This is a genomic window from Oscillibacter sp. (genome assembly GCF_031978065.1).
Taxonomy (GTDB): domain Bacteria; phylum Bacillota; class Clostridia; order Oscillospirales; family Oscillospiraceae; genus Oscillibacter.
The window spans coordinates 1-17655 of the sequence record NZ_DALZCH010000069.1 but is presented as its reverse complement, the minus strand read 5'-3'; the positions used below and the strand labels follow the sequence as shown (position 1 = coordinate 17655).

Annotated in this window: 19 protein-coding genes and 1 pseudogene; 8 read left to right on the top strand and 12 right to left on the bottom strand. The window is 50.4% G+C overall.

Features of this window, described 5'->3' with window-relative positions; genetic code table 11:
• Positions 1-147: 147 nt before the first annotated feature.
• The 4 genes from RTK01_RS11035 to RTK01_RS11020 all read left to right on the top strand — a co-directional run bounded on the left by RTK01_RS11035 (position 148) and on the right by RTK01_RS11020 (position 4444).
• Positions 148-1527: a sodium/glutamate symporter gene (locus tag RTK01_RS11035; RefSeq protein ID WP_312281021.1), complete on the top strand. Its 1380-nt coding sequence runs from the start codon at positions 148-150 to the stop codon at positions 1525-1527.
• An 88-nt stretch (positions 1528-1615) separates the two neighbouring features.
• On the top strand, positions 1616-3040 hold the full coding sequence (locus RTK01_RS11030; RefSeq protein WP_312281020.1) for a sigma 54-interacting transcriptional regulator: 1425 nt from the start codon (positions 1616-1618) through the stop codon (positions 3038-3040).
• Positions 3041-3090: 50 nt separating this feature from the next.
• The gene (locus RTK01_RS11025) at positions 3091-3963 is read left to right on the top strand and encodes a YitT family protein (RefSeq protein ID WP_312281019.1); all 873 of its coding nucleotides are present in this window, start codon (positions 3091-3093) and stop codon (positions 3961-3963) included.
• Between the two features lie 136 nt (positions 3964-4099).
• Positions 4100-4444 carry a hypothetical protein gene (locus RTK01_RS11020; RefSeq protein ID WP_312281018.1) on the top strand — a complete coding sequence of 115 codons (345 nt, stop codon included), beginning with the start codon at positions 4100-4102 and terminating at the stop codon, positions 4442-4444.
• 34 nt (positions 4445-4478) lie between these two features.
• Here RTK01_RS11020 and RTK01_RS11015 read toward each other — a convergent pair whose 3' ends face one another.
• From RTK01_RS11015 to RTK01_RS11005, 3 genes are all read right to left on the bottom strand, one after another.
• Positions 4479-5372: a DMT family transporter gene (locus RTK01_RS11015; RefSeq protein WP_312281017.1), complete on the bottom strand. Its 894-nt coding sequence runs from the start codon at positions 5370-5372 to the stop codon at positions 4479-4481.
• Positions 5373-5448: 76 nt separating this feature from the next.
• A complete protein-coding gene (locus RTK01_RS11010; RefSeq protein WP_312281016.1) occupies positions 5449-6576 on the bottom strand; it encodes a tyramine oxidase subunit B in 1128 nt (375 codons plus the stop codon).
• 83 nt (positions 6577-6659) lie between these two features.
• Positions 6660-8021 carry a sodium/glutamate symporter gene (locus RTK01_RS11005; RefSeq protein WP_312281015.1) on the bottom strand — a complete coding sequence of 454 codons (1362 nt, stop codon included), beginning with the start codon at positions 8019-8021 and terminating at the stop codon, positions 6660-6662.
• A gap of 314 nt (positions 8022-8335) precedes the next feature.
• On the opposite strand from RTK01_RS11005, the gene RTK01_RS11000 reads away from it, so the two are divergent.
• Positions 8336-9862 carry an FGGY family carbohydrate kinase gene (locus RTK01_RS11000; protein WP_312281014.1) on the top strand — a complete coding sequence of 509 codons (1527 nt, stop codon included), beginning with the start codon at positions 8336-8338 and terminating at the stop codon, positions 9860-9862.
• A gap of 271 nt (positions 9863-10133) precedes the next feature.
• Positions 10134-11234, top strand: a complete 1101-nt coding sequence (locus RTK01_RS10995; protein ID WP_312281013.1) for an ROK family transcriptional regulator — start codon at positions 10134-10136, stop codon at positions 11232-11234.
• Positions 11235-11524: 290 nt separating this feature from the next.
• On the opposite strand, the gene RTK01_RS10990 is transcribed toward RTK01_RS10995, so the two are convergent.
• The 3 genes from RTK01_RS10990 to RTK01_RS10980 all read right to left on the bottom strand — a co-directional run bounded on the left by RTK01_RS10990 (position 11525) and on the right by RTK01_RS10980 (position 13192).
• Positions 11525-12310 carry a sigma 54-interacting transcriptional regulator gene (locus RTK01_RS10990; protein WP_312281012.1) on the bottom strand — a complete coding sequence of 262 codons (786 nt, stop codon included), beginning with the start codon at positions 12308-12310 and terminating at the stop codon, positions 11525-11527.
• Positions 12311-12349: 39 nt separating this feature from the next.
• The gene (locus RTK01_RS10985; protein ID WP_312281011.1) at positions 12350-12682 is read right to left on the bottom strand and encodes a hypothetical protein; all 333 of its coding nucleotides are present in this window, start codon (positions 12680-12682) and stop codon (positions 12350-12352) included.
• Between the two features lie 108 nt (positions 12683-12790).
• Positions 12791-13192 (bottom strand): hypothetical protein, encoded by a 402-nt coding sequence (locus RTK01_RS10980; RefSeq protein ID WP_312281010.1) that lies wholly within the window; start codon positions 13190-13192, stop codon positions 12791-12793.
• Positions 13193-13360: 168 nt separating this feature from the next.
• On the opposite strand from RTK01_RS10980, the gene RTK01_RS10975 reads away from it, so the two are divergent.
• Together RTK01_RS10975 and RTK01_RS16870 are read left to right on the top strand one after the other, a co-directional pair.
• Positions 13361-13525, top strand: a complete 165-nt coding sequence (locus tag RTK01_RS10975) for a hypothetical protein (RefSeq protein ID WP_312281009.1) — start codon at positions 13361-13363, stop codon at positions 13523-13525.
• A gap of 30 nt (positions 13526-13555) precedes the next feature.
• Positions 13556-13687: pseudogene (locus tag RTK01_RS16870) on the top strand (hypothetical protein); the annotation flags it as partial.
• 566 nt (positions 13688-14253) lie between these two features.
• Here RTK01_RS16870 and RTK01_RS10970 read toward each other — a convergent pair.
• The 6 genes from RTK01_RS10970 to RTK01_RS10950 form a co-directional block, all read right to left on the bottom strand.
• Positions 14254-14820 carry an MFS transporter gene (locus tag RTK01_RS10970; RefSeq protein ID WP_312281008.1) on the bottom strand — a complete coding sequence of 189 codons (567 nt, stop codon included), beginning with the start codon at positions 14818-14820 and terminating at the stop codon, positions 14254-14256.
• On the bottom strand, positions 14813-15211 hold the full coding sequence (locus RTK01_RS10965) for a hypothetical protein (RefSeq protein WP_312281007.1): 399 nt from the start codon (positions 15209-15211) through the stop codon (positions 14813-14815). The genes RTK01_RS10970 and RTK01_RS10965 overlap by 8 nt, the downstream gene beginning before the upstream one ends.
• On the bottom strand, positions 15181-15348 hold the full coding sequence (locus RTK01_RS16865) for a TetR/AcrR family transcriptional regulator (RefSeq protein ID WP_397352730.1): 168 nt from the start codon (positions 15346-15348) through the stop codon (positions 15181-15183). Before RTK01_RS16865 ends, RTK01_RS10965 begins: the two co-directional genes overlap by 31 nt.
• A 464-nt stretch (positions 15349-15812) precedes the next feature.
• The gene (gene leuB / locus RTK01_RS10960) at positions 15813-16883 is read right to left on the bottom strand and encodes a 3-isopropylmalate dehydrogenase (protein WP_312281006.1); all 1071 of its coding nucleotides are present in this window, start codon (positions 16881-16883) and stop codon (positions 15813-15815) included.
• Positions 16880-17377: a 3-isopropylmalate dehydratase small subunit gene (gene leuD, locus RTK01_RS10955; protein WP_312281005.1), complete on the bottom strand. Its 498-nt coding sequence runs from the start codon at positions 17375-17377 to the stop codon at positions 16880-16882. The genes leuB and leuD overlap by 4 nt, the downstream gene beginning before the upstream one ends.
• Positions 17374-17655, bottom strand: a 282-nt coding sequence (locus RTK01_RS10950) for an aconitase family protein (RefSeq protein ID WP_312281004.1), incomplete at its 5' end; no start/stop codon positions are given. The genes RTK01_RS10950 and leuD, both read right to left, overlap by 4 nt.

Below are 17655 nucleotides of genomic sequence, written 5' to 3'. Positions count from 1 at the left end.
CCGTTCCAATGACTACTATGAGGAGTTCCAATAAGTTGATCCGCGTCCCCCACCTCCTCTTCGTATGTTTTGGCACATCAATCCCCCTGCGGTAATCCGAAGTCTACAAAACCGGAAAATTCAGTATTGAGAGAAAGGCGGTTCCCTATGTCTGCTACCGATTTTTTGCTTGATTTCGCTTTGGCCTCCGCATTTATTATGGTCGGGCAGTTCATTCGTGCCAAGGTAAAGTTTGTCCAGAATTTTTTTATTCCCGCCAGCATGCTGGCCGGGTTTCTCGCGTTGATTTTGGGGACTCAGGGCTTTAACGTATTGTTCTTTTCCGACTCCATTAGCTCTTATCCGGGCCTTTTGATTATTCTGATTTTCTCTGCCGTTGGAATCGGCGGCTTTTCCGTCGACAAAAAGAACATCAAAGCGGAGATTAGCCGCATCGGCTCCTACTTTTCCTATAAAGTACTGGCGCAGGCCATCCAGTTCAGCCTGCCTGTTCTTTTCTCCATCGTCGTGATTTCCAACCTTTTTCCGAATATCAATTATGGATTTGGCCTGCTGCTTGCCTCCGGCTTCACCGGTGGTCACGGCACCGCTGCCGCTGTTGGCTCCGCCATGGCAAATCTGGGCTTTGCCGACGCGAAGGATATCGGAATGACCTGCGCTACGGTTGGCATCCTTTCTGGTATTTTCGGTGGCCTCGCCTTTATCAAGGTTGGTACAAAGCGCGGTTGGACAAAGTATATCAAGGACTTTAATTATATTTCGGGCGATTTGAAAACTGGGCTTGTCGCCAAAGAAAACCGCAAGCCTATCGGAACCGAAACCGTTTCCTCCATTGTCCTTGACCCAATCGCATGGCATCTGGCCATTCTGCTTGTCTGCTCCGGCATCGGCGTTCTGCTCTATCGCTATATTTATGAAGCCAGCAACCATGCGCTGGATCTGCCCACCTATCTGCTTGCGTTTCTTACCGCCTTTGTGATGTTCCTGATCTTTAAGGCCACCGGAGTCAACAATTATATTGATCCGGATACCATCAGCCGCATCTCCGGCTCTGCAACAGATTACCTTGTGTTTTTTGGAATTGCCTCCATTAAAATTGAAGTAATCGTGAAGTATGCGGTCCCGCTGGCAATGCTTCTGCTGTTTGGAATCGCCATCGTGTTTGCCACCTTAATGTTTTTTGGGCCTGCTATGAATCGCGGCAGTTGGTTTGAACGCTCCATTTTTGTCTTTGGATATTCCACGGGGGTCTTTGCCATCGGCTTTATCCTGCTGCGGATCGTAGATCCAGAAAATCGCTCTAAGACCCTCAACGACACCGCTCTGGCCGGGCCGCTGACCACGCCCATCGAAATGTTTGCATGGGGCATGGGTCCTGCGATGTTGTTGGGAGGACAGCACTGGGCCTTTGTGGGGCTGTACACACTGGTGACCGTTGCCTGCATCGTACTTAACCTGATCTGCCGTTGGTGGTGGCTGAAGCTGCCGCTGGACCGACCCGCCGAAGGGGAAGACCAAGCCGTCTAGTCGCTTTTACGCTGATTTTGCCTATTCTAATCTTTCCATTTGCCATGCTTCATAGTATAGTAGCTTTGTGAACTACAGGGGAGGCGGCATGATGGACGTATCAAACGCATTGCAAAAGCTCTTCAGCGGCAAAGGCTATGTTGACGGCATCACCATAATCAATTTGCAGGGGGAAATTTTATTTTCCGCCAAGTTGAACGACAAGCTATCTATTCATGGCTCCGGTGAGGTGCCTGTGGGGAAAAATTTCTATGACGTGTACGAGAACTTGTCTTCAAATAACAGCACCACCTATAAGGCCATGCAGGAGGGCGTGCCTGCCTACGTCAAAAATCAATACCTTAAGCCAGTCGGACGTAAGGGCATTCGCATTACCTCCCTGTCCATCCCGATCAAGAGTGGGAACCGTATTGTGGGAGCCATTGACCTGTCCAGCGAGGTGCAGTCGGAGGGACTTTTGTCCAGCGCCCTGCAAATTGCCATGGACACCGCACTGTCACCGCTTGAGTGCGCAGGGTGGAAGAATAGCCTTCGGTTTACAAAGGACAGCATCATTGCTGTGAATAAGGCCATGGTGGCAGCGCGCGATTACATTGATGTTGTGGCCGCCTGCACCCTGCCCGTCATGTTATACGGAGAAACCGGAACCGGCAAAGAAGTGTTTGCACAGTCAATTCATAACGCAAGCAGTCGAAAGGACCGCCCTTTTCTTGCTCAGAACTGCGCCGCAATTCCGGAAACGCTGCTTGAAAGCATGTTATTCGGCACTGTCAGAGGCGCCTATACGGGGGCCGTTGACAACCCCGGCCTTTTCGAAATGGCCGACGGCGGCACGCTGTTTCTGGATGAAATCAACTCCATGCCAATCGCGCTGCAATCCAAGCTGCTTCGTGTCGTTCAGGAAAACCGTTTTTGCCGACTGGGTTCCCGTGCTGAAATTTCGGTGGATCTTCGCTTTATCACTGCCTTAAACGAAGACCCAATGGAGGCCATTGCGAACAAGCGGCTGCGCAGCGACATCTATTACCGGCTTAGCATGATGTCCATTGCAATTCCACCCTTGCGGGAACGCCTGGAGGATATCCCCGCATTTGTAAAACTGTACATTCAAAAGCATAATTTGACGTTCCGCAAGAAGATTGAATTCGTTTCCAGTGAGCTGATTGACAAGCTGCAGCGTTATTCCTGGCCCGGAAACATTCGTGAGCTGGAGCAGATTATTGTTTACGGCATGAGCCTTGCGGGGGCAGACCAACATATTTTGGAATATTCCGATATTGACGCAAAATTTGAAAAGCTGCTCCCGCAGGAAGCCGGTCTCAGTTCGCCCGATCCAATGGAAGCACCACTGCGCACGGCAATGGAAACTTACGAACGCAGGATCATTGCCGGCGCGCTCAGCCAGTCGGGCGGAAATCTGACCAAAGCTGCCAAACGATTGGACATTCCCAGACAGACCTTGCAGCGCAAAGTAAAGCATTATGGTCTGGATTCCTGCCTGCTGCTGGATTGAATGGGCTTGTCTGTCTTTTTCCGGGCTGTCCGTATCAAAAGGAGTTTTTTATGGATAAGCAACGCCTGTCCGGTTGTATTAAAAGCACCGCCACATTGATCGCAGGGGCAATCATTTACAGCATCGGCACACAGTGCCTCATTTCTCCCGCCAACATCGCTCCGGGAGGCGCCGTTGGCATCGCGCTGATGTTCAGCTATCTGACCAACCTTCCAGTGGGCGGACTGACGTTAATGGTTAATATTCCACTGCTGATTCTGGCGTGGTTTTTCCTAAGCCACCGCTTCGCGATTCGCACGGGAATCACCTGTATAATCTGTTCCTCATTTATCGACCTGATTGTTGCACCCTATTTCCCAATGTACGGGGGTGACCGCCTGATTTCCAGCCTGTACGGCGGGATTGTAATCGGGGTAGGTATGGCGCTGATTTTCCTCGCGGGCTCTACCACGGGCGGTAGCGATATTGCCGGGTATCTCCTACGCAAAAAATGGCCGCACATTTCCATCGGGCGCTTCCTAATGATGATTGACGGCATCATTTTAAGCAGCTCTGTGCTGGTGTTCCACGATATTGATGCCGCCCTTTTGGGCTTGATCTGCCTGTATGCGGAAACAAAGGTCATCGACATGATCCTTTACCTCAGCAGCGCAAGCTGCAAGGTACTGATCGTTACACAGCATCCACAGCAAATCTGCACACAAATCATCCGGAATATAGAGCGCAGCGCCACGATTATCTCCGGCAAAGGCGCCTACTCGGGAGATGATACAAACGTGGTGATTTGTACGGTGCGAAAGTCCGAATTTTCCGATCTGAAAAAGATTAATGAAGCGGCCGATGAAAACGCCTTTGTCATGGTCACAGAAACAAATCAGGTGTTTGGCCTTGGCTTTCGGAACTTCTCAGAAGCCATATCATAATCATCTCCCGTCTTTAATTGGCCCCATTATTCAAATCCTACAAAATCTCAAACTCCAAATACGCCAGCGCATTTCAGGCGGTATTCAAGCAACTGAATGAAATGCGGGAAATCCTCAAGGAATACGACCCGGCGCCTTGATTACGGGCGAGGCGGCCATGATCAACAACCTCATTAGAGCCTCCGCCGTGGACTTCAACGCCCTCAACACCATCGGCTGTGTGCAGTTGGGCGCCATGCCGGGCGTGTCCTTTGGCTCCGGTACCGACCTGATAATCCATCTGTGTGATACAGGCCGGAGTACGCTGAGGCAAAAACAAAAACTCGCGGTTTCAGGTTTATGGCCGGAACCGCAGGCCGCAAAAGCGCCCCTTCCCGTTCGGCTTTTCTGCCGTTCGGAAAGGGGCGCTGATGTCATTTGGACATATCGGTCCGTATCTTCCCCGTTTCACGCGGCAGAAAAAACGCCCGAATTTTTATAAAAAGGAGGGCCACCTCGAGAAGCCGCGGACGGACTCAGCATATGCGCGATTCCCCGGAAATTCCCTTGCGCCCATCCATCGCCACCAGAAGAACAGCGGAGAGAATCAGTACCATCCCGCAGATTGTCTTGAAGCCCTGCTGGTCTTGATAGATGACGGTGCTGACCACCACGCTGGTAATCGGCTCCAGCATATTGACAAAGGAGGCGGCGGACGCGCCGATCCGCCTGATGCCGGCGGTGATGAAATAGAATGCCCCCAGATTGCCTATGCCGGAGACAAGCAGCATCACAAGACCCGCCCGCCAGGTTCCGGGCAGACGGATTTCCCCCTGAGCTGCCGACAGAATACCGAATAGCAGAGCGCTGCCAAAGCCAGAGTAGACCAGCTTTACAAGCAGTGAAAGCTCGTTGACCTTTCCTTTGTCGTTGGCAATCATATAAAACGAGTAGGTCAAGCTGGAAGCGAGCGCCAGAAGAACGCCAGTGGCGGAAATTTTCGCGTTGCCGCTTATATTTGTGATAAGCAGCATTCCCCCAATAGAGCAAACGATGGCAATGAGTTTGAACTTTGTTAACTTTTGATGGAACAGCGTCACCAGGGCAATGGAGACAATGGTGGGGTAGAGAAAATGAAGAATCGTGGCAAGTCCCACCGGAATGCACTCCATCGCGCTGCTGATCAGAAACGAGGTCACGCCCATGCCGATGGCTCCCAGAAAAATCAGATACAGGGCGGCGCTCCACTGAATTTTTAAGCATTCCCGCCTGAGCTGCGTAAGCGCCAGCGCCAGAACCGTCAGAATGAGCTGTCCGTAAAAGGTAATGCATACGGGTGCCACGCCGCTGAGCATTACGTATTTGTCGCTCGTTGGCTTCATTCCAAACAGAAGCGACGCTGCCACAACAGATAAAATACCTTCCAGCACAATATCACACCTATTTTCTTAAAAAGCTTGGGCCTGCGTGTGCAGGCCCAAGCTCCGCAGATTAAACCCTTTCGGATCAATGCATAGCGGCCTCTTCCCACAGATTCAGCTTCACGCCCAGCCCCATCTTCACGGCGTTGTCATAGATTTGCTTGCCCCAGGCAACGTCGTAGACCGGCAGGCCGCCCTGTCCGAACAGAACGATCTGGTCGTCATCCTCGCGGCCCTTCGCGTCGCCGTTGATAATCTTGCCCATGTTGACGATCTGATCTGCGGTCATGCTGCCTTCTTTGATCCAGTCCAGATAATAGCTGCCGATCAGCTCGATGGAATCGTGCCATGGATAGGACAGCTCCTCGGACCACGCCTCGTACATGGGCCAATTGTCCACCACGCGGAGAATGTCGGGGCGCAGGACAAACTCCTGATCCATTTCTATGCCGGCAGGCAGGGACACATAGGCCCCTTTCTTAATCCACTCGCCATTGATGTAAGGCAGGCTCTTGCCGGAGGTGGCGGAGTTGACCACGTCCGAGTCCCGGACGCACGCCTCAGCTGTGGCTACACCGTACGCCTTCTTCACGGCGGGGTAGGTTTTCATAATCCATCTGGCCAGATTCTCGGCGTTTTCCGGCACCACGTCGAAAATCTTTACCTCCTCAATGGACGGTAGGGAATCAATCAAGCTCATAAAGCAGCTTCTGTTAATGGGGCCGGAGCCGATCAGTCCACAGGACCTAGAACCCTTGCGGGCCAGAGACCGGGCGCCCACGCCCGGAATGGCGCCGGTGCGCATTCCGCTGATTTGGTTGCCGGACATTAGGGCGATGGGCGCGCCGGTGACCGCGTCGTTCAGCATTACCATCAGAATGGAGCGGGGTAGGTTTTTCTGCTTGTTTTCAATGTTGGAACCGTACCACTTCTCACCGGCCACGTTGAACCGGCCGCCCACATAGGCGATCATCGCCATAAAGCGGCGGTCAGGGCCGTCCACCGGCATATTGGGGAAGGGAGAACTCTTGGGGAACACCATCTTCACGCCATGGGAATTGTGGTTTTTGCCGCCCATCACGTAGTCGCCCTGCCCCAAAAGCTTGTATACTTCGACCATGGTATCAACGCAGGTGTGCATATCCATCACGCCTGCCTTAATCATAGAGGGTTCATCCAAATACAGGAAATCCACTCCGCCAATGTTACTCATAATTATTCTCCTTAAAATTATTTTTTCATCCGACCGGGGATGGTGGAACGCTCTCCCCGCGCCGAAAAGCAAAAGGTGTCAAATCAAGCGTCGTAGCCACCCCGTCCCGCGGGAGAGTCCTTATACCACATCTTTCCCACAAGGCAGATCGCGACCGCCACGACGCAGATCAGCGCACAGATCCCCGCCACAAACCAGCCCTGGCCGTTGATCAGGGCTACGGGAACCGTCGACCATGTGAAAATCTCGCAGAAGCTTAGCCAGGGGGTCATGGCGGTGTCATCCACTGTGTGGGATTTGTTGTCGGGGTCAACAATGCGCAGCAACACAAAACCGATGGCGAACACGCCGGTGGAATAGCCGTAAACAAAGATGGAACGTTCAAACCAGCTCTTGTGGTTCATGCGATAGCCCATGGGGACGACGCATATGACAACGCAGACAAGGCCCACAAGAATCAGAAGGATCAGAGGAAGGGCATACTCAACGATAACCTTGGTATTGATCATGGCAACGCCAAAAAACACCAGAAAATCGGTGGCGGTGCCGGAGATGCGACTGTTGACGTTCTTGTCCACATAGTCGTAAACCTTGGTTTTTCTGAAAATCAGGAAGAACGCAAGGCCCAGCAGGTAGGCGACCGTGAAGTCGGGGATGCCTTTGATCACATGGACCGCAAGTACCCTTGAATTGAGCAGATAGCCAAAACCGGCGATCATGGCGACCATGGCCACATGGAAGCCCAAGCTGTCCAGTGATACGGAGGAAATGGTTTCCTGACCCATAGATTTCCGATGATTCTTTGCAACAAGGCCGGTGCGCAAATCGTTGTCAATGAACCGAAAATCCTTCACATACGCGGTCCAGCCAAGTTTGGTGGCAATCTTAATGAAGATCAGTCCCCCAAAGACGCCGCTCAGAATGCCCACGGTGGCAAAGGTCATGCCCAGATCACCCGCCTCCGCCCAGCCAAGGTCCGCAAAGGTCTTGCCAACCGCAGCAGCGGTACCGTGGCCGCCGGTAAAGCCGGATGCCATCAGGATGCCGAAGCCGGGGTTCAGATTGGGCATCAGGAACTTGACAATTATCAGCGTGGCCGCAATCCCGAGGGTAAATTGAATAAAATATGCCAAAAACCGGTAGGAGTTGAAGGAAGTGACGCGCCTCATTGTCTCTGCGCCTTCGCCCTTTTTAATTTCGAAGCCGTTGAGGCCGACGACCGTGAACACAATGATAATCAGCATACCCGCATAGGAGCCGGCCCCATCGGAGAAGTGGAGCACGTTTAAAAACTGCTTTCCAAGGATCAGGCCCATAAAACCCGCAAGCAAGCTTGATGGAATAAAAAACTCCTGAAAAAACTTAATCTTCGCGCGAAGGAATTGACCCACCAAAATAAAGAGAGAGGCAATTGCGAAATCGCTTAAAAAGTCGTAAACTGTCATATGTCCCTCCTAAATTCTCCGCTCGTTCTCATATTTCTTTTTGATACTGCAAATTTGCTAGACGGCCGTCTGCTTTTTGCAATAATAATTATAACACTTAAAATAATTGATGCAATATACTATCTCCTTGCTTATTGGAGAAAATCTTTCTTTACTTTTGTTTAAATAACACAAAATTAAGCGAATGATGCATTGAATTGATGGTATTTTTCCAATCCGCCCTTCTTTTGCTTTTTGCTTCCGCCTTTTTATTCTTGCACTTATAATTAAATAGAAATATAATACAGTCATGCTGAAAGGGGGAGGTCATTACCATGAGCGATGACAAGCAATATATCCTGGCGCAGGACATCGGCATCTATTCCTGTAAAGCGACGCTGTTCTCCTTCGACGGGGAAGCAATTCGCAGCAACACGGTCCGCTATTCTCCAGATGTCGCCGCAGACGGCCGTTCCTCTCAATCCCCTGACGTCTGGTGGGATGCCTTCTGCCTCAATTGCCGGAATCTTATCACCAACATCCCGGTGGATTCAGTGAAGGCTGTTTGCGTATGCGGGCAGATGATGGGATGTCTCGCCCTCGGCCGGGACGGTCGGCCTTTGTACGAGCATATGACGTGGGACGACAAGCGAAGCGCTGATCAGATCTGCAAAATTGAGTCTCTGCTGAGTGCGGAGAAAATTCACGAAATTACCGGCGTATGCCTCAGTCACATGTTTTCCCTTTCAAAGGTCATGTGGCTGAAAGAACGGCTTCCCAATATCTATAACGACACCGCGATGTTCGTCCAGTGCAAGGATTATATTAATTACAGGCTCACCGGCGTTCTTGCCACGGACGAGAGCGACGCGGGCTTTACGCTGATGTATGACCTTCTGAAGGGGGAGTGGTCCGATACCATTCTTGATGCCTGCGGCATTGACGCAGCCAAGCTGCCGGAGGTGGTTTATTTCGGAACCGTTCTGGGGCGGGTCACTCCCGATGCGTCCGAACAGTGCGGGCTCAGCCAGGATACCATTGTCGTGGAGGGAATGGGCGACGGGCGTGCGCCCGCCGTGGGCTCCGGTCTGGTTGAAAAAGGACAGGGTCTCATTTATATGGGCTCCGTCTCCTGGGTTTCTCAAATTACAGACAGCGCCGAAATGGATCGAAAAAACGTCCTAACCAAGGCCTCTTATACTGGGCCGGAGCTGTTTTTGAACGGCGGAACCGTGCTTTCTGGCGGGCTGAGCGTGGACTGGTTTTTGAAAGCCTTCTATCCAAACGACCTCCATACTAAGCCGTTCCTTCGGGAAGAGCTATTTGAGCGGATGAACCGCACGCCTATCGGGAGCAACGGACTCCTCTTTATGCCTTATCTCCGGGGCGAGAGAACGCCTTGGTGGAACAGCTATGCAAAAGGCGGCTTTATCGGCCTTGATATGTACCACACCCGAGACGATTTTTTCCGCAGTGTCATCGAAGGCGTTTCCTTTCAACTGGCCATTGTCAAGCGCTCCATAGAAGAGCTAGAACCCTTCTCCTCCCTGTACCTGTCAGGCGGCGTTGCCACCCCGTATTGGCAGCAGCTTTTGTCAGATGCTTTTGAGATGAACATTGTCAGCACGGACGTCAAAGGAGGCATCGGTTGCGTGGGCGCAGCCGTAACAGCGGGAGTGGGGCTTGGAATCTACCGTGGCTATTCGGAGGCATCCCGGTTTCACCGCAGCCACTATTACACCAGTCCCATCAGTGAAAACGTGGAACTCTACCGGGATTTAATCCCGGTCTTTGAGGACTGCTACAATGCCCTTCAGGACATCAATCAGTATCTCAGTCATGTGCACCACAACCACCGCTGATGTTCTTCTGCGCGTCTGCCGTCAGCATGCGGGTCTTTCCGTCCGTCGGGCATGACACGCTGACTGTTTTGAGTTTTAACAATTATAATAAATATTAAAATATTTTGCCGCACACCTTTTGTTTCGTTGGTATCGGGCCATAAAATACGCATGGAACACGCTGATTTCTTGGGTTCTTGCTTGCATCCATCACCAATATTTGGTATCATGGAAGAACAGCAGGCTGATGTATGGCTGCCGAGAAGAGTTGCGCAATAAGGAATGAAGAGATATGGATGTAACAGATATTAAAGCCCAAAACATCAAGAGAGTTCTGGAGGTTTTGCGTATTTCAGGCGGAACGACAAAAAATGAAATCGCCGCTATCACCGGTCTGAGCTTTTCCACCGTCTCCAACCTGTGCAACGAGCTGAAGGAGCAAGGCGTGCTGGTTGAGGAGAAGATCAGCAGCATCTCCGTGGGGCGCATCCCCAGCATTCAGATATTCAAGTGCTCGCGCTATGCCTCCGTCTGCATTGATTTTCAGCAGGAAGGAATCCTGAATTTTTCCATCCTGAATTTTGCAAACAAGCGCCTGTACCAGACCTTCTTTGACATCTCCGGAATGCAGGAAATCTCTCTCCTGACCGATTTGATTGAGACTACCTACCGCGATGCCCTCTGCCAGATGGTGGACATTCGGATCGTGGGCGTGGGTGTCTCCATTCCTGGCATCTACGACGAATCCACAGGACTGACTATCAACTCCACCGTTTCGGTCCTGAATCATACCCCACTGAAAGAGCTGCTGGAGCATCGGCTGAAGTTGCCGTGCTATGTGGAAAACGAATCCAATCTCTGTGCCCTCTCCATTTGCCAAGAGCGCCCCGAGATTCGCAACGCGGTATATTTACACAGTTCCTCGGGACTGGGCGTCGGCGTTATCTGCGAAGGGCATCTCCTAAAGGGCAAAAACGGCTATGCGGCGGAGGTTGCACATATGCCCATCGGCACGCCGGACGTGGAGTGTCCCTTCTGCGGCAATTCAGGCTGCATCGAGAGTGATCTTTCCCAGCGGGGTATGGAAACCCTCCGCTTTCCTACGCACAGCGACGAAGTTCGCGCCCGCCTCATGGAGGACAGAGCCGAAAAGCTGGGCGCACTCCTCTCCATTCTGGTCAATCTCTTTGATCCTGATGTCGTGTACATCGGCGGGCGGGGCTTTGCGGAATACGGCAGACTGGAGTCCACGGTGCTCCGCGTTCTGCGGCGGCGATCCCCTCTCGGCATGGGAAAGGAACTGGAGATCCTTCATGACATGGATAGCCTGCGGGCCATTGAAAAAGGCGTCACGCAGGTCATTTACGACAAATGGAATCCTCTACAAAAATAAGAGTCCGAACACAGCAGGCGGCACACGGTCGAAACCACCGTGTGCCGCCTGCTGTGTTCTTCCGTATTTGCGGCGATCAGCGCCGTGTTAAAATGCCTGCAAAGCCAGTCAATCCAACCGCAGGACAGCTGTGGCTGAAATCTTTCCTAACCTGAATTCGTATCGCAGGCTGGATAACTTACCTCATGGAGTATGCCGAGGACGGGTCTTTTAGAGAATCTCTGAATCTAAAGTCCATTCATACACTGCCGCTAAACGCGGCTTTATTCACTGTCCGGAGTTTCAAAACTTCAAACTTCTTTTGATGCAGCCGACAATTTCCGCCAGAGAGTGGGCTTGCTCATGTGAAGATAAGAGCAAACTTTCTCTTTATTCCCATTAAAACGGTCGAGTAAAAATAAAAGATAATTTCGCTCAAGCTCTTTCAGATTATCAATAATAGGCCCCGAAAACTGAGCGTTCATCTCGGCAACGAAAGGCTGCGCCAATTGATAACTTTCGCGCAGCAGAACTATTCGCTCGGCAAAATTGCGCAGCTCCCGGATATTACCGGGCCAGTTATAGGTCAGGATAGGTTCTAATACAGAGTCGTTGTCCCAATAGAGAACCCGCTTCTCTAAATCTGCCATTTCAGCTAAAAAGCTGGCGAAAAGAGGAATGAGATCCTGCTTTCGCTTTTTCAATGGCGGAATCTTAATTTCCAGCAAAGCCAAACGGTAATAAAGATATTCCCGAAAGCTTCTCTTTTTCACCATCTCCTGCAGGTTTTTATTTGTTGCCGCAATAATGCGCACGTCAACCGGAATGATCCTGTTTCCGCCTATTCGCATGACTTCCTTATGAATGCTGGAAGCAATGAGTTCCTTGCCTGTGCTGGTCTCTCCATGAATTAGTACCGAGCCGTTGCTCTTGGCATAACGTTTGGCGGTTTTTACAGGCTCCTGCGAGGAGGGATCCCGGCAGATAATATCCCGGAAGGTGGTTTTGGCTGTTAACCCCCGCTCCTGATTCTGACCGCGGATGCATAGTTCCATGTCTTCAACATAATTTACGCTGCTGAGAAGAAACACATACATCTGCGCGGTTCCAATCACCTGTGGAATAACGTTAATAACTTATTTTTTCTCACGAATTTCCACCAGCTGTTTAGGGGGCAAATTTAGCAGAGCCTGAAGATCGATCCCGAATAAGGTCTGCACATCATCACAGTGTTCACCCTTTACCAGTATCCTCTCTGCGGGAAGATTAAAGCGCAGAATCCTCCCGATATTATCCGAGATGATCACCGCTTCTGAAATGATGTTGGTTATAAGAGAAATAAACTGGTCCTGAGCTTTTTCCTGCTGAGTCGTTTCTGTGACATACGTGGCCTCTTGTATGGCATTGTAATAGGAGCGTTTATCAATAATGAAATTCTGATAGGGAAGCCCGAGTTCCTTCGCAATCATAATGGGTTCCACGTCTCCAACCACAATGTCCAACTCATCGCGCTTTAACCGGTCATTGATTTCGCTTTCCACTAAAGCCCGGTCATTGAGCTTGCAATAATGAAATTCTTAGGAGCCAACGATCAAATTCGCATGCTGTGCATGAAAGTCCTGCTCTGACGCGGCGTATTCGATTTCAAAAATGCAAATTTTATGATGGCCCATCTCCACACACTGTTGCAAAAGATTTAAAAGCGTATAAGTCTGGTATTCCAATGTGAAAATGGGAACCGAGACATGGTTGGCATAGAGATACTGCGCCAAGCTTCCTCGCGTAAGGATGCCATTGAAATCTGTCTCCGTCATTTCGGCTGAAATTTGTGTTAACAGCTCCGGGCACGGCTGCGATAAAATGATCTTGTAGATATACGGCGGCAGAGCACGGAACAAAAATACATTGTCCATGCTGGCGGGTGCGACAGCCAAAAATTGTTTTTCATGTTCTTTTTCATAAAAGCATTCCTCCGGCAAGATAATTAAACACTAAATATTTCAAAAATGAAATGCAAATACCATTTTTGAAATGAAGTTCCCGCCCACACCATCCGGCTAGGCCTCTTTTTATATTGATAACAGGGCAAAACGATGTGTGTATCCGTTTGGCATTATTCTTGCTCACAGACAAATAAGCGCGAGCTTATGTTGCATCACTATATTGCATTGGAATTGAGGAAATCACATGGTTCATTATCTGCTGTTGAAATTCAATCCGGGCCTTTTTCTGATAAAGTATTTTCGCTGGCGGTTCATACTTATACGGAGCTTGAATCTGTGTTGCCTGGAATTGAAAAAGTTCAAATCTAAAAGAATTGTGTTTGCCGTAATTCCAACGCCGACCTGTTGGTGAAAATGGATCTGGCCTCTGAGGCTGCCCTGAGCGCTTATCTGAAGCATCCGCTGCATTGCGGGTTTATTCAGGAAGTAGGCTCTCAGGTGTCGCAGAGAATCACCTTTGACCGCAAATAACAATTGGACATTTTAAAAAGCTGTAGATTCAGGAGGGGATATAGACCATCATGCTCATCAGCTCACATCTGAACTGGATACCTTGGGAGAAAAGAACGGCAGACTTATTGCCGCAGCAAATGCGGTAACATTAGGAGAGTTATTATGCAACAACAGAGCAATAAGCCTGCTTTTTTTGATATCGTTTGTGATCAATTTTCGATACATACGTCACACCTGTTCTCTAATTCTCTGATAGACTTTATATGATACAAAAGGATGGCGGCTACACAGAGCAAGAAGCCCGCAAGAATCATGAGCAGTCCAATCCCTCTGCTGCTTCCGGTGCCGATTATCTTTCCCACACTTCCAGACAGCAAGCCTGTTGGAGTTAGCATAGGAATAAACACAAAGTCGGCAAGCGGCCCCAAAGTGCTGTAAGCAAACACATAACCAAGCTTTGAAATAATTCCGATCAACCCCCAAACCCGTCCCTGTACATCGTTGGGAATGTTGGTGCGTATCAGATAATCCAGGCTCATGTTGGCAGGGCAGCATGGAGAAAAAAAGAAAGCCAAAGATGCAGATTAAAATGAGGTAACCGCTACAGTTGTGAAAATTGTGCAAATATCAATCATGAGCAAAAGTTTTATATCGTAAACCCGAAGAAGGAAGCCGGCTATAAGCGATGAAACCAAAAACTTTGCGGAGCCACCAAGCTGCACCAATCCGCTGGCTTTTGAATAATCTTCCTCAGTCAAAAGGTCTGTTACCGTGGCTATGAACGAGGGCTCGACAAGGGAAGAAAAAACCGAGCTAACCGTTATGCCTATACCAATCTGCCAAAGCTGTGCTTCTTCAGCCGACATGCAAATTAGAATATACACAAGCCCTATGGCGGAAAGGTCGTCTCCAAGAGTCATCAAAAGCCTACGGTCATATTGATCCGCAAGCACTCCAGCAAAGGGAGCAGGCAGAAGCCCGGGCAAAAAGGCCAGCAGGGGAATCGGTGCGCCGGAGGACGCAAGCCCGGTTTTTTCAAACACATATACTCCAAGCCCAAAAGAAGTAATACCACTTCCGATTGCAGCCACAAAACTACCGGAACACAGCAGAACGAACTTTAGAAAAGCGCTGTTTCCGGTTTTATTCATCAGCACCACCGCCTGTATGAAACAACACGGCCACGCTGTCAAAGCTTCCCGGTGCTGCTCCAAAGAGTCGTTCCAGATTAAAAATGAATGCGTTGACTCTGTTTAACAGCTCTTTTCCCGTGAGTTTTTCGGAGTAATCATCAAAAACCGTATTAACATGAGCGACGATCATTTCCAGGCTCTCATAGGGATATGGTGTATGGAATAAGCCTTCTTTTATGCTGTCTTCAATAATTCTCATCAGGATAGGCGGGATGGCCTCCAGCATTGTCTGATGCGTTTTCTGGTGCATTAAGGCGTTTTGCGGCCGGTGCATTTGTAGGGTAATTACACTGGGCGCGCCCCCCTTATCGCAATTCATCAACATGAGGGTTTGTAACAACCGCTCCATGTGTCTGCGGCTATCTGTTCGGCCTCTTTTAACAGCCTTTCGCAGTGCCGCTCTATCAGAGCGTCTAAAACATCCTCTTTTGATTTGAAATGATAATATACCGTTTCCCGTGCGATTCCGGCTTTTTTACACTGCAATCTCTTTCAAATAAATGACAAATCCGAACTCGTCTCCTATCGGAAACAAGTTCGGATTTTGCCTTTTTGGTGGACGACACAGGACTCAAACCTGTGACTCCCTGCACGTCAAGCAAAAGCGCAGCAAGAATTTATCTCTTCTATTAAAACTGAAATTCATTGCGCTGCAAAAATCGGCGGATTCTGGTTTCATCATGGCTATCTTTTAAAATCGCCTTTTTGCTGCAACGGCCTAAAATGTTTATCGTTTACAAAAACTGCACTTGCAGAGTTATTGACACGAGGTAAAATAAGAGACCTATTGGCCAAAAGTGAAAATTGCTCGATCCTAGTTATGGATTTGAGTGGTTTTCACTTTTTGCCAACTCATCTCCATTATTAATACCTATGCAAGCTGAGCAATGAGCTTTACATTTGTCATCATTTTTCCGCGTAATCTTGAAATTAAGGTCATCTAGTAAGTCCTAAATAAGCTCCCGAATGCGTTGGCCCATTTCCCGGCAGCCCACTAAAGTTCCACCCTGATCCATAATATCGCCGCAACGATAACCAGTGTGCAGTACCGTCTCTACCGCCGCCTCCACGGCGTCTGCCTCTTCCACCATGCCAAAGCTGTGCCGTAGCATCATGGCGGCGGACAAGATCGTACCGATGGGGTTTGCTTTGTCCTGACCGGCAATATCCGGAGCCGAACCATGAATAGGCTCATACAAACCACGGCTGCCGTCTCCCTTACTGGAGGATGGGATCATTCCGATGGAACCGGTAATCTGGCTGGCTTCATCGGAGAGAATATCACCAAAGAGGTTTTCGGTAACAATGACATCAAACTGGCTGGGATCCCGGACAATCTGCATGGCGGCGTTATCCACGTACATATGCCGCAGCTCCACGTTCGGATACTCCTCCGCCACTGCGCAGACCGTTTTGCGCCAGAGCCGGGAAGTATCCAGTACGTTGGCTTTGTCAACAGAGGTCACTCGCTTCCGGCGTTTTTGCGCCATCTGGAACGCCACATGGGCGATGCGCCAGATCTCATGCTCGCTGTAAGCCATGATGTCCGTTGCTGTCTGTTCGCCGTTTCGTTCCTCTGTGGTGTGCTTTCCAAAATAAACTCCGCTAATCAGTTCCCGGACCACCACAAAGTCAATGCCCGCCGCAGCAATATCCGCCCGAAGCGGACAGGCGGCGGAGAGATCGGCAAACATGCGGGCGGGCCGGATATTGGTATAGAGCCCCATGGCGCTTCGCAGCTTCAAAAGGCCGCGCTCCGGTCGCTTTTCCGACGGGACAGCGTCCCACTTGGGACCACCCACCGCACCCAACAGTACACTGTCGGAGGAAAGGCAGGTATCGAGACTGGAATCCGGCAGTGGTATGCCGAAGGCATCGATGGTGCTGCCGCCCATGGGCGCTTCTCGATAGGTAAAGGTATGGCCGAACTTGCAGGCGACGGCGTCCAAGATGCTGATCGCCTCCCCTACAATCTCCGGGCCAATGCCATCGCCACGAATTATAGCAATCGTCTTGTTCATTTCGCAGCTCCTTTCGCCCGAAGGGATGCCATTAGGCCACCTTTGGAAATTATATCCTTGATAAATGGCGGAAATGGCTCCGCCTGATAGGTTTCGCCCTTGGTCACATCGGTAATGACTCCGGTATTATAATCCACCGTCACCTCATCGCCGTCGTCAATTCCCTCGCTGGCGGCTGGACACTCCAGAATGGGCAGTCCAATATTAATGGAGTTGCGGTAAAAAATCCGGGCAAAGTTCTTTGCAATGACGCAGGAAATGCCGCTGGCTTTGATGGCAATGGGGGCGTGCTCCCGGGAAGAACCACAGCCGAAATTCAAGCCAGCCACCAGAATATCCCCTGATTGGCTCTTCTGGCGAAAAGATTTGTCAATATCCTCCATGCAGTGAGCTGCCAACTCGTTGGGGTCTTGCGTTGCCAAATAGCGGGCTGGAATAATGACGTCAGTATCAATGTGATCGCCGTATTTATGTGCTATTCCGTGTGCATTCACTTGTTCATAACCTCCTCAGGATGGCAGAGATGTCCGGCAATACTGGATGCGGCGGCAACCGCCGGAGAAGCCAGATAGACCTCGCTGGTAACGTGACGCAAGCGGCCTACAAAATTACGGTTGGTGGTGGAGACGGCTCGCTCCACTGCGGCCAGACAGCCCATGTGGCCGCCCAGGCCGGGCCTGCAGGTAGGCGTGGGATCAATGCACCCGGCATCAAGAAAAATCAGCGTAAAGCCACATCGAATGGACGCGCGGTCAATTGTCGGTGTGGCCGG

Bases quoted from the DNA above. Each gene is read 5' to 3' on its own strand.
- RTK01_RS10970 (WP_312281008.1), bottom strand. From the start codon at position 14,820: ATGAATAAAACCGGAAACAGCGCTTTTCTAAAGTTCGTTCTGCTGTGT.
- leuB (WP_312281006.1), bottom strand. From the start codon at position 16,883: ATGAACAAGACGATTGCTATAATTCGTGGCGATGGCATTGGCCCGGAG.
- RTK01_RS10985 (WP_312281011.1), bottom strand. From the start codon at position 12,682: ATGATTGCGAAGGAACTCGGGCTTCCCTATCAGAATTTCATTATTGAT.
- RTK01_RS10995 (WP_312281013.1), top strand. From the start codon at position 10,134: ATGGATGTAACAGATATTAAAGCCCAAAACATCAAGAGAGTTCTGGAG.
- RTK01_RS11025 (WP_312281019.1), top strand. From the start codon at position 3,091: ATGGATAAGCAACGCCTGTCCGGTTGTATTAAAAGCACCGCCACATTG.
- RTK01_RS10990 (WP_312281012.1), bottom strand. From the start codon at position 12,310: ATGTATGTGTTTCTTCTCAGCAGCGTAAATTATGTTGAAGACATGGAA.
- RTK01_RS11000 (WP_312281014.1), top strand. From the start codon at position 8,336: ATGAGCGATGACAAGCAATATATCCTGGCGCAGGACATCGGCATCTAT.
- RTK01_RS11010 (WP_312281016.1), bottom strand. From the start codon at position 6,576: ATGAGTAACATTGGCGGAGTGGATTTCCTGTATTTGGATGAACCCTCT.
- RTK01_RS10975 (WP_312281009.1), top strand. From the start codon at position 13,361: ATGTTGCATCACTATATTGCATTGGAATTGAGGAAATCACATGGTTCA.
- RTK01_RS11030 (WP_312281020.1), top strand. From the start codon at position 1,616: ATGATGGACGTATCAAACGCATTGCAAAAGCTCTTCAGCGGCAAAGGC.
- RTK01_RS10965 (WP_312281007.1), bottom strand. From the start codon at position 15,211: ATGGAGCGGTTGTTACAAACCCTCATGTTGATGAATTGCGATAAGGGG.
- RTK01_RS11035 (WP_312281021.1), top strand. From the start codon at position 148: ATGTCTGCTACCGATTTTTTGCTTGATTTCGCTTTGGCCTCCGCATTT.
- RTK01_RS11005 (WP_312281015.1), bottom strand. From the start codon at position 8,021: ATGACAGTTTACGACTTTTTAAGCGATTTCGCAATTGCCTCTCTCTTT.